This is a genomic window from Dactylosporangium sp. NPDC051087 (assembly GCF_055586325.1).
The window spans coordinates 1-9,854 of the sequence record NZ_JBVJIJ010000076.1; the positions used below are offsets into that span (position 1 = coordinate 1).

The window sequence follows — 9,854 nt, forward strand, 5'->3', positions numbered from 1 at the left end:
CCGCGCGATCACGGTTTCGATCGTGACGTCGGAGGGCGCTGACACTGGCGGTAGCACCCGGGCACTCTGCATCATCCGCACTCCCAACCAGGTCCGTGTCAGATGCCCTCATCGACTGCCGGCCGGCTCAATCAAGCATTCCGGCGCCGACCGATGGAATTGGACGAGTAGGTCGAATGTCCCGTAGACGCGGTCAGATCGGGTCATCTTCTAGGTGGGACCGGGAGTATCTGCGCGATGAGTGTGGCCGTACATGCTTGCCGCATGGTACACATCGCGACAGTTCACCGAGGGGGCCGGCCACCGCGGCTGGCGAGGTGGCGCCTGATGCGGCTGGTGTACCGTCGATATGTGGAGATGTCGTCCACATCGCCGATGGCCCCTGCGGCACCCGCTAGGGCAGGCGTTTGACCCCGAGCGGCAGGTGAGGGTGTTCGCCGCCGTGGCCGAGTCCGCGCTGCGGCGGGGGTTCACCGGGCTGCGGGTCGCGGCCGACGTCACCGCCCTGGCCGCGAACCCCGCCCTGGCCGACGGATACGCCAGGTATGAGCATCTCGTCGACCGGTTCATGAGCCGGCACCCGGTCAACGGCATGTGCGGGCTGCGGCGCAGCACGCCCGACGCCGCCACCGTGACCGCGCTGGCCTGCCTGCACCCGACGGTCCGCAGCCTCCAGGTGCCGTTCCGCCTGCACTGCTCCGCCGATACCCGGTTCAGCGCCGTGCTGGCCGGTGAGATCGACACCAGCTCGCACGCGCTGTTGGCCACGTCGCTGCGCCACGTCGACCTGCCCCCGATCGACGGTGACATCGTCCTGGACACCCGCGGCCTGTCCTACATCGACCATCGGGGGCTACAGCACCTCGCCGACCGTCTGCGCAGCCAAGATGCCACCGGCATCCTGCTCACCGCGGCGCACGGCGAGGTCCTGCAGAGCTTGATCGACCTGCTCGACATCGGCGAACTGCGGGTGGTCGCCACATGAGGACCGGCGCCGCCGCCGCGCACCTCGGCTACTTCCACGAGACCGGCTTCTATGGCTCCGACGAGGAGTTCCTGGACCTGGTCGTGCCGTTCTTCACCGACGGGCTGAAGGCCGGGGAGCCGGTCGTGTCCGCGTGCGCGCCGCACCACCAGCAGCTCCTTCGGGACGTGTTCGGTTCGGGCGCCGGTATCCGGTTCGTCGACGGCGACGCGCGGTACCAGCGCCCGGCCGGCGCCATCCGCCAGTACCGGACGATGTTCGCCGACTACGTCGCCGCCGGCGCGACCCAGATCCGCGTCGCCGGGAACATCCCGCATCCCGGCGTCGGTGCCCTGTGGGACGGGTGGGTCCGGTACGAGGCCGCCGTCAACATCGCCTACGAGGACTACCCGGTCTGGGGGCTGTGCCCCTACGACACCCGCAGCACACCGGCGCACGTCCTGCACGACGTGCGCCGCACCCACCCCCGGGTCGCCACCGCCGCCGGACACCACCCCAACCCGGCGTTCCAGGACCCGGCCACTGTCCTGGCCGAGGCACGCGCCGGCTGGCGCGACCCGCTGGAACAGCACCCGCCGCACATCCGGCTGGACGATCCCACCCCTGCCCAGGCCCGCGCCGCGATCACCGCCCTCGCCGCTACCGCGCAGCTCAGCAGCATCGACGTCGACGGGCTGCTGGTCAGCGTGAGCGAGGCGGTCAGCAACGCGATCCTGTACGGCGCGGCGCCCGTGCGGGTGCGGATCTGGGCGGCGTCACAACGCATCGTCGTCGTCGTGCGCGATGCCGGTCCGGGCCTGGCCGATCCGTTCGCCGGGCTCCTCCCGGTCGCCGCCCTGCGCGGCGGCGGGCGCGGGCTGTGGCTCATGCACCAGCTGTGCGCCCACGTGAGTCTGCACCGCGAACCGGACGGGTTCACCGTGCGGCTCGTCGCCGGCACGCCACCGCCGGCGTCATAGCCATAGGTGCCCGCGGCGGCACGTCACCAGCCGTCGGACGCTGGGTGGGTTCGGCCTCGACCAGCTCGAGCCCGGCGTCGGACTGCCCGGCGGGTCTCAGCCGGCGCTACGCCGTGCGGGCGGCGGCTGCGGCGACGGTGGCGAGGTCTTCGCCGGAGAAGCCGCCGCGGCTCAGCACCGCCAGGGATTTGTTCGTCGCCAGGGTGCGCAACGCCAGCTCGGCCGCGTCCTGCCGGCCCGCCCCGGCGGCCAGCAGCGCCTGCTCCAGCATGGCCCGCAGACCGTTCACCATCGCATGGACCATCGCCTGGCTCTCCGCGTCGAGTGACGGCAGTTGGGTGACCGACAGCGTGAGCAGGCAGCCGTCCGGAACCGCCGGATCGGCGATACGGTTCATGGTGACCTGCAGGTAGGCGGCCACGGCGGCACCCGGGTCCGGGTGGGGGCCGGACAAGGCCCGCTCGTACAGCGGGTGGTAGGTCTCCGCATACCGCTGGAGGCTCTTGCGGAACAGGGCGCTCTTGTCGCCGAAGGTGCCGTAAAGCGACCCGCGGCCCAGGCCCGTGCCCCCGGTCAGCCGCTCGATCGATGCCTCCGCATAGCCCCAGCGCCAGAAGACGAGCATCGCGCCGCGGAGCGCCTCGTCGACGTCGAACTGCTTGCGACCCGCCATGGTAGGCCAGCCTACACGTCTTGTACTGATCGTTCAAAGATGTGTATGGTCGCCGCATGGAGAACTTGTACCGATCGTTCCATGATGGGGTTGGGCGCATGACCACACTGGATTCGCTGCAACTGCCCGAGGGGTTCACCGACGTCTTCACCAGCCGCCTCGTGGACGTGAACGGGCTGCGGCTGCACGCGGTCACCGGCGGGGACGGCCCGCCGCTGCTGCTGGTCGGCGGGTGGCCGCAGACCTGGTACGCCTGGCGGGAGGCGATGCCCGCGCTCGCCCGCGAGCACACCGTCGTCGCCGTCGACTCGCGCGGGTCCGGGCTCTCCGACAAGCCCGACGCCGGCTACGACGCAGGCACCCTCGCAGCCGATCTGGCCGCGCTGATGACCGCGCTCGGGCACGACCGGTTCGACACGGTCGGCCACGACATCGGCACGTGGACCGTGTACGCGCTGGCGGCCGATCATCCCGAGCGGGTGGGCCGGCTCGCCGTCGTGGAGGCGATGATTCCTGGTCTCACCCCGTCCCCGCCGCTCTTCGGCCCGTCCGCGCTCAACCAGAAACTTTGGCAGTTCGGCTTCAACCGGCTCACCAACCTCAACGAGGACCTGGTCCGGGGCCGGGAACGGCTCTTCTTCGGCTGGCAGTTCGCCACCAAAGCCGCCACCCCGACCGCGATCCCCGCGCACGCCGTCGACACCTACCTCGACGCGCTCACCGCAGACCCTCGCGCGCTACGCGCGAGCTTCGCGTACTACCGGGCGCTGGACGAGACGATCGCGCAGAACGAGCAGCGCAGCCAGACCCGGCTGACCCAACCGGTGCTCGCCGTCGGCGGCGCCCTGTGGAGCGGCGAGTCCGCCGTACAGACGATGCGGTTGGCGGCCGACGACGTCACCGGGATCGTCCTCGCCGACTGCGGGCACTACCCCGCCGAGGAGCAGCCTGCGCGGTTCACCGAGACCCTGCTGGCGTTCCTGCGCGGCGAGTGACGACGAACCTCGCGCCTTCCCGCTGCGGCTCAGCGCAGCTCGAACCGGGCAGTGAGCAGGCTCGGATCGGTCTGGGTGTTGTATGCGGCACTCGGCACCCAGACCGGTCGGCCGTGTACCGCAACCGCGGTCGGACCCTGAATACCGTCCACAGTGGACAGGGCAGCCAGATTGCCGGCGATCGTTTACGGCCGGCGGTGACGGCGAATGTCGGCAGCGCCGCCACTCGGCGACCGCCGAGCATCCGGATCTACCGATGTGCGGATATCGCCTGTTTCATCCGGGCGGGCCGGGCGTACCGAGACGGACGGCCTGGCAGAGTGGGTTGGCCTGCGGAGTATTCGCCACACAGCCGCCGAGTGGTCAGCGAAGCTTGATCACGGTTGGCTCAATCTCACCGTTCTCCACCGCGATCAGGTACGCGTTGTCGTGGCGGAAGCCGGGCGAGAAGAAGACTCCTTCAGCGAGCAGTCTCGGCCTGGTGCAGTCCTGCGGCTGGCAGTACCAGAGGCCTGTCGTGTTGCCGTAACGGGCGCTGATCGCCAGCGCGCCGTCGTCAGCGACTGCCAGGTCGTAAGGGCGGCGGAACCGATGGGGCGATGCTGCGCTGTGCCCGGTGTTCCGGTCGTGGACGACCACGAACCATTCGCGTTGCCACTCCTGTTCGGTGCCGGCACATTGGTCGGGACACGGGTGCAGGAAAAAGGCGGTGTAGCGCTCGTTCGCGGACACGGCGGGAGCTCGGGCCAGGGTATGAGCAGTGCAGTCGGTCGCGTCGGGCGGGGGTAGGGTCGTCGCGAGCGGCCCCGAGGTGGGCGGCAGGAGCACGGTCAGGTGCAGGGGGCGGATGACCCCGTCGGTGTCCACTTCTCCGACGCCGGTGCATCGGTCGTCGTTGCTGGTGCGGTTGGTGCGGTACTGCACGATGCCGATGCCTGACCGTGGCAGCCAGACGCCGGTATCGATCCGCGGCGCAGTGGTCAACGGTGTGACCAGTCCCGTCGGCACATCAAGGGCGACGAGCCGGAACTCCGGCGACTCGTGGCACCACACCGTGAGCCCGATGCGTTCGGCCGGCATCGGGAAGATCGACAGGACCATGATCGGGCTGCAGTAGTCGAACGGCAGCGGGCGTGGGTCTTTACCTGGTTGCGCGGTCCAGAGACTGGTCGGCCGTTCATACGCTGCAGCCGCCATGAGGACCCGGCCGTCCGGCAGGTAACCGACAGCCGTCGTCTGGTCCTGTGACCCCGTCGGGCCGCCGCAGGCGCTGCCAAGCGCGCACAGGACCATACAGACCAGTACGATCAGCGGGGTCCGGTTGGACGCTTGACCTCCGGGCTCTCGGTCGCGGACTGGTCCTGCCGTTGCGCGGTCCACGGCGTCAGCCTGCCAGCCCACGTCCAGATCACGCGACGGCCTGCCCAGTACCTTCACAAGGTCATCACTTGATCGAGCGCTGTCCACGCGCCTGTGCAGCGCGCTGGAGCGACATCCGGATCTGCCGCCGGTCGGACGCTCGGCTACCCGCTGGTTCGCCGCAGTCGGTGATGGGCCGTCGCGGCAGTTCTGGCATCCTGAACGCCGACGAGAGGATCTCAAACGCCGGTCAACGCGGACAGCGGTTCCCAGCGGGTGCCGACAGCTCAAGGCAGCGTACGCATGCGGTACAACTCCGCCACCAAGCTCTTCACCTACAGGCTTCCGCTGGTCAGTCAGGCGACCCTGCCGCCACGGGCAGGCAACATCTCCCTGAACGTTCGCGTAGAGCCGGGGGACGACTCGGTACCGCTGCCCGCCAGTACATCCGAATCATTGGATACTGCGTGGTTGTGCAAAAATTGACCATCGCAAACGTCAGCGCCGAGGTGCTGTGCACGGATCTGCCGCAACGCGCTCGGCCTGCCTTGTCCAGGTGGTGTCGTTGCTCGTGACCGCGGCATACTGCGGACACCCTGCAGGGCCCTTCGATCGGCGCAGGCGGAGAACGCCGTTCGTGACCTCGCCTGTCCGTTGGTTGACCGCCATCCGCTACCAACGCGATCGGCCCTGGGATGCCGAATCGACGGCTGCTCCCAGCTGGGACCAGGTGGTCGATGCGATACGCCGAATGGACGATCACTTCTATCCCATCGTCCAGCTCAACTGCGGCGACACCGACGACAACGAAACGATCTTCAACGTGATCGGTGGGGGCGGGAGGTTCGCGCTCGTCCACATGATGGGCGAGTGGGAGTACGTCGACCCGGCCGGCTCAGACGACGAAGTACGCCTTTGGACCAGCGACCAGGGGTACTTCTGCGCCCAACGCAACATCCTGACGGACACCGACCAGATGCTGAGGATCGTCAGGAGGTACTACGAAACAGGGTCCTACGCCGGTCTCGACGCGGTCACCTGATATCCGGCGGAGCCGAGAAAAGGTGCGCACATCTGCCGCAGACAAGGCGCGACGCCTGGCGGCTCGGCCGTTACCGCCCGTGCGACGAGTTGCTCAGGAGCAACTTGAAGGTGGGCCCCGGCTGCGAAGGCCGCCAGCCGGTGGCCAGGGCCTGGCGGACGCCTGCAGCCACCGTCCCGGGCAGCACCGGCTGGGTCGGCAATCCGTTCCAGTTGCCGGGATGGGCGCAGGGCAGGGATACGACCAACAGGGCGCCTGGCTGTTCCGCCTGCTCGGCAACGAAGGTCAGCGATGACCAACCCTTGATAGCCAGCGTCATCTGTACCTCCTGTCGCTTTCGACCATCACGTAGGTGAGCACTGGAGCCAGTACATGACGTCACTGCTATCGATCTGCGGTACCTCTCGCAGACAACGCGCGGACCCGTTGCATGGCACGTACCTCACGCGAGCAGCGAGCCCACCAGATCACGCGGCAGCTGTCGCCGGCCTGGCTGTGGACCGCCGCCGGTGGGCCCGCCTGACCCGGTGCACGATCAGCACGACGATGCCGACCGGGACCGACAGCGGCACGGCGAAACAGAGGAATGCCTGCACCAGCACGGCCCAGCGGGCCGGGAACAGCGACGGGGACGGCACCGGGCCGCCGAACTCCCCGTCACGGATCAGGTCCTGGGCGATGTCGACCGACCCGACGCCGTCCGGCGGGTCGAGCAGGACGGTGGTTCGGCCACCCTTGTGCAGGGCCAGCACCAGCACGTCCGCGCTGTCTCCCCAGCCGGTGTCGTCGGAATGTGCGGTGATGTCCGGCTCCGGCGTGTGGTGCACGACGACGAGGTCGCCATCGTGCCAGCCAAGGGCGCGGACCGCCATGCCGGTCACCTCCGGCAACGCCGGGCCGGCGACGTCCGCTCCGGTGGAGGCGTCCACATAGGACACCCGCCAGGTGCGGGCCAGCAGTTGGACGCTGGAGCAATCGCGCAGGCAGCCGTCCAGCGTGATGGTGGCGATGGCCCGGCCGTCCGGCGTGTACGCGCCCGCACCGGCGAGGTGCCGCCGTTCGCCGAGGTCCCGCGCCCATAGCTGCCGGCCGCTGGTGTCGTAGCCGCGCAGCTCTGTGCCCGGCGCCTCGGTCGGCACCGTGAGCGCCAGGTGGGTGCCGTCAGGTGCGAACGCCGCCGCCCATGCCGACTGCACCGCCATGCTGTTGAAGGCGGCATCCAGCGGTACCGTCGCGGAGGTTTTGAGGTCCACCAACGTGTATTGCACGGGCGTGAAGAACTCGCCGGCGGACAGCGTGGACGGGTTGCCCTCGAGGCGGTGCAGCGCCAGGACGGCGCCGCTGTCCGGGCGCCAGGCGGCGATCTCGTAGCAGCAGGCTGAGCCCTTGCCGTAGCCGCGGCTCGCGCCGGTACGCAGGTCGGTGATGACGAGCCAGCCTTCCGGTCCGCCGGTCAACCAGCTCGACGCGACCAGGTTGCCGTCGGGGGACAGGCGCACGTCCTGCCCGGCGCGCATCTCGCCGGGGTAGCGCAGCATGCGGTAGCTGCCGTCGCGCCCGACCACGGCCAGCTTCGAGCCCTCCTCTTCCCACGGGTCGCCGTAGAGCGAGTAGGCGTCGCCGCCGAACAGCAGCGATGCCGGGCCGGGCGGGTCCATCTGCACGGTGGCCTGCCAGAACCAGGGCCGCTCGAAGCCGCCGGGGATCACTGCGCCTCCGCCGGCCGGCTGCGCCTCCGCGTGCAGGCCCGACACCAGGACGAGGGCCGCGCACAGCAGGGCGATCACCATCGCGCGGCGCTGTCGGAACCGTCCCAGCGACCTGCCCACCACGCCTCCCCCCATGGTGGAGACAGGCTCGCACGCGCCGGGCTATTGGAACAAGCCGCACGAAGGGACGTCGCCATAGATGCGCGGTGCGGTCGAAATAGCCCCGAGCCCGCCAACACCAACCACTACCGCGTGCCGAGGTCGCGCCGGACCTGCGCCCAGTGCCGCTCCAATTGCTCCAGGATCGGGTTCGGCTGAGGTGTGTACAGGGGGATGAACCCGTCGTCCTCGACATCGAGGATGCACAGGTGGGCGCCGACGTGCCGGGCCAGATCGGTGAAGAAGCCACGCACCGACGGTGATGCGACGAAGAGCAGGCTCATGGAGGTGGTCGCAGCCGTGAAACTCACGCTGACACAGCCCGGAATCAGGTTCGTGCGGTCCCACGTGGTCAGGTAGATGATGCCGATCGACACCTGCGGTCCGTGTACCGCCTCTTCAGCCTGGTATGCCAATAGGTACTCGTCGGCCGGGAACCGGATGACGGTGTCGAGCCGGAGATGGGGCGGGCTTGCCGTGATCGTCTGGCCGGACGTGAACAACGTCGCGTGCGAAGGGCTCGTGAACGGCATGGTCGGCGTGCTGCCGTCGTCAAACACCACAACTGTGTGCTCGTTACTGGTTCGCCGGGTCGTACCGCCCGGCACCGAGGTGCTGAGCGGTCCACCTGAACGCTGAGGCGGCGTGCGTTGCACCTTCGCGAAGGTAGAAGCGATGTGCGTCGGTCCGCGCAACGCCGGACTCCAAGAAGACGTAGTCGGCGCCGCGGTCGTGCGCCCACGCCCTTGCAGCCGTCAGCAAGCTGGTGCCGATCCCTCGGGAGCGCCAGTCGGGATGCACGGCGAGATCTTCGATCGAAGCCCGGCGACCGAATCGAACCGAGAGGATGTCGAGGTAGACGCTGGTTACGCCGACCAGCTGGTCGTGAAACGAGCGGGCTTCGAACAGTGCCACGTTTTCGTGGTCGAGGAGCTGTGCGGTGCGCTCGACGGCGCGGTCGCGATCCCAGTCCGAGGGACGGCTGCCGGGCGGGTCGAAGAGCCACTCCAACCCCGAAACGAATTCGGCCTCGGTACCTTGCTGGAGCTGTCGGACATGGATGCTCATCGGATCATTGTCCTTTGCCGCGCCCCGGGTCGAAACCATGATCACGCGATGGACACCGTGGAGGTACGGTTGCTGAGGAGACCGCGACATGACAGCACCGAACACCGCCAACGACACGACCAGGAGCGCCCCCGTGGCGACGAGCCTCGCACCTGCGCTGCGTGGCCTGCGAGAAGCTGCCCTGCGGTATGCCACTGCGAAGGCGTCGCGGAAGGTGGAGGACTGGGCCGACGACCTGAACGATTTTGTGGCAAGCCGAGGGACCGCCACGCAGGCGGTCTTCGACGGGCTGAAAGCCAGGCTGCGGGGGAAGAACCCTGTCTGGGCGGCGATCAAGGGTGCTTGGTCGCGGACAAGCCCCGAGCTGAAACTCGCTGTGGTGTTGATCCTTGTTCTGGCACTGTTGCTGGGCCTTGTTGTACTGGTCGTGCTCGTGCTCGCGCTTCTGGTTGCCGCGCTCGTCGCAGGCATTCGAGCCGCCACACGGTGACTATCGCTCATCACTCCAGGATTCGGTGTGTGTTGGCACCCCGCTCCGCGATCCTGCGCCGCGCACCATGGGGGCTTCACGTGGCCGAGAATCTCGTCGTCGACTTGACGGGCAGGCGTATCGATACGCTGGACGACTTTTGGGATGCGGTCTCCGAGCCATGTGGACTTCCGCCCTGGTTCGGACGCAACATTGAGGCCTGGCGCGATGCGATTCAGGTTCGGGGTATTTCGCAGATGATCGATGCTCACGACATTCTCGTAGTGCACGTTAGCCGGTTAGGACTGTTCGCCAGCAGGGGTCGCGAACTGCGAGACCTAAGCCCTGATCCACCGATGAGATTGATGTGGCGGAGGCATCTCGGACGCGACAATGCCCCCGCGAGCTGGAAAGATAGAGGTTCTTGAGGCATCTA

Annotated in this window: 12 protein-coding genes; 6 read left to right on the forward strand and 6 right to left on the reverse strand. The window is 68.4% G+C overall.

The window, feature by feature from the left end:
• The first annotated feature begins 349 nt into the window (after positions 1-349).
• Positions 350-985 (forward strand): MEDS domain-containing protein, encoded by a 636-nt coding sequence (locus tag ACZ6TV_RS54840; protein WP_465309654.1) that lies wholly within the window; start codon positions 350-352, stop codon positions 983-985.
• Complete coding sequence (locus tag ACZ6TV_RS54845) at positions 982-1,944, forward strand: anti-sigma factor RsbA family regulatory protein (RefSeq protein ID WP_465309656.1); 963 nt, start codon at positions 982-984, stop codon at positions 1,942-1,944. Before ACZ6TV_RS54840 ends, ACZ6TV_RS54845 begins: the two co-directional genes overlap by 4 nt.
• A gap of 106 nt (positions 1,945-2,050) precedes the next feature.
• Here ACZ6TV_RS54845 and ACZ6TV_RS54850 read toward each other — a convergent pair whose 3' ends face one another.
• Positions 2,051-2,617, reverse strand: a complete 567-nt coding sequence (locus tag ACZ6TV_RS54850) for a TetR/AcrR family transcriptional regulator (RefSeq protein WP_465309658.1) — start codon at positions 2,615-2,617, stop codon at positions 2,051-2,053.
• A 98-nt stretch (positions 2,618-2,715) separates the two neighbouring features.
• Between ACZ6TV_RS54850 and ACZ6TV_RS54855 the strand changes: the two genes are divergently transcribed.
• A complete protein-coding gene (locus ACZ6TV_RS54855; protein ID WP_465309660.1) occupies positions 2,716-3,612 on the forward strand; it encodes an alpha/beta fold hydrolase in 897 nt (298 codons plus the stop codon).
• Positions 3,613-3,975: 363 nt separating this feature from the next.
• Here ACZ6TV_RS54855 and ACZ6TV_RS54860 read toward each other — a convergent pair whose 3' ends face one another.
• A complete protein-coding gene (locus ACZ6TV_RS54860; protein WP_465309662.1) occupies positions 3,976-5,049 on the reverse strand; it encodes a hypothetical protein in 1,074 nt (357 codons plus the stop codon).
• A gap of 673 nt (positions 5,050-5,722) precedes the next feature.
• Between ACZ6TV_RS54860 and ACZ6TV_RS54865 the strand changes: the two genes are divergently transcribed.
• Positions 5,723-6,013 (forward strand): hypothetical protein, encoded by a 291-nt coding sequence (locus ACZ6TV_RS54865; protein ID WP_465309664.1) that lies wholly within the window; start codon positions 5,723-5,725, stop codon positions 6,011-6,013.
• Positions 6,014-6,083: 70 nt separating this feature from the next.
• On the opposite strand, the gene ACZ6TV_RS54870 is transcribed toward ACZ6TV_RS54865, so the two are convergent.
• The 4 genes from ACZ6TV_RS54870 to ACZ6TV_RS54885 all read right to left on the reverse strand — a co-directional run bounded on the left by ACZ6TV_RS54870 (position 6,084) and on the right by ACZ6TV_RS54885 (position 8,949).
• A complete protein-coding gene (locus ACZ6TV_RS54870; protein WP_465309666.1) occupies positions 6,084-6,332 on the reverse strand; it encodes a hypothetical protein in 249 nt (82 codons plus the stop codon).
• Positions 6,333-6,480: 148 nt separating this feature from the next.
• Entirely contained in the window at positions 6,481-7,803 is a 1,323-nt protein-coding gene (locus ACZ6TV_RS54875) for a WD40 repeat domain-containing protein (RefSeq protein WP_465309668.1), read from the reverse strand.
• A gap of 164 nt (positions 7,804-7,967) precedes the next feature.
• Entirely contained in the window at positions 7,968-8,444 is a 477-nt protein-coding gene (locus tag ACZ6TV_RS54880) for a hypothetical protein (RefSeq protein ID WP_465309670.1), read from the reverse strand.
• A gap of 13 nt (positions 8,445-8,457) precedes the next feature.
• Positions 8,458-8,949, reverse strand: coding sequence for a GNAT family N-acetyltransferase (locus ACZ6TV_RS54885; protein WP_465309672.1), 492 nt, complete (start codon positions 8,947-8,949; stop codon positions 8,458-8,460).
• A gap of 88 nt (positions 8,950-9,037) precedes the next feature.
• Between ACZ6TV_RS54885 and ACZ6TV_RS54890 the strand changes: the two genes are divergently transcribed.
• On the forward strand, positions 9,038-9,439 hold the full coding sequence (locus tag ACZ6TV_RS54890; protein WP_465309674.1) for a hypothetical protein: 402 nt from the start codon (positions 9,038-9,040) through the stop codon (positions 9,437-9,439).
• A gap of 80 nt (positions 9,440-9,519) precedes the next feature.
• Positions 9,520-9,846: a barstar family protein gene (locus ACZ6TV_RS54895; RefSeq protein WP_465309676.1), complete on the forward strand. Its 327-nt coding sequence runs from the start codon at positions 9,520-9,522 to the stop codon at positions 9,844-9,846.
• Positions 9,847-9,854: the final 8 nt, after the last annotated feature.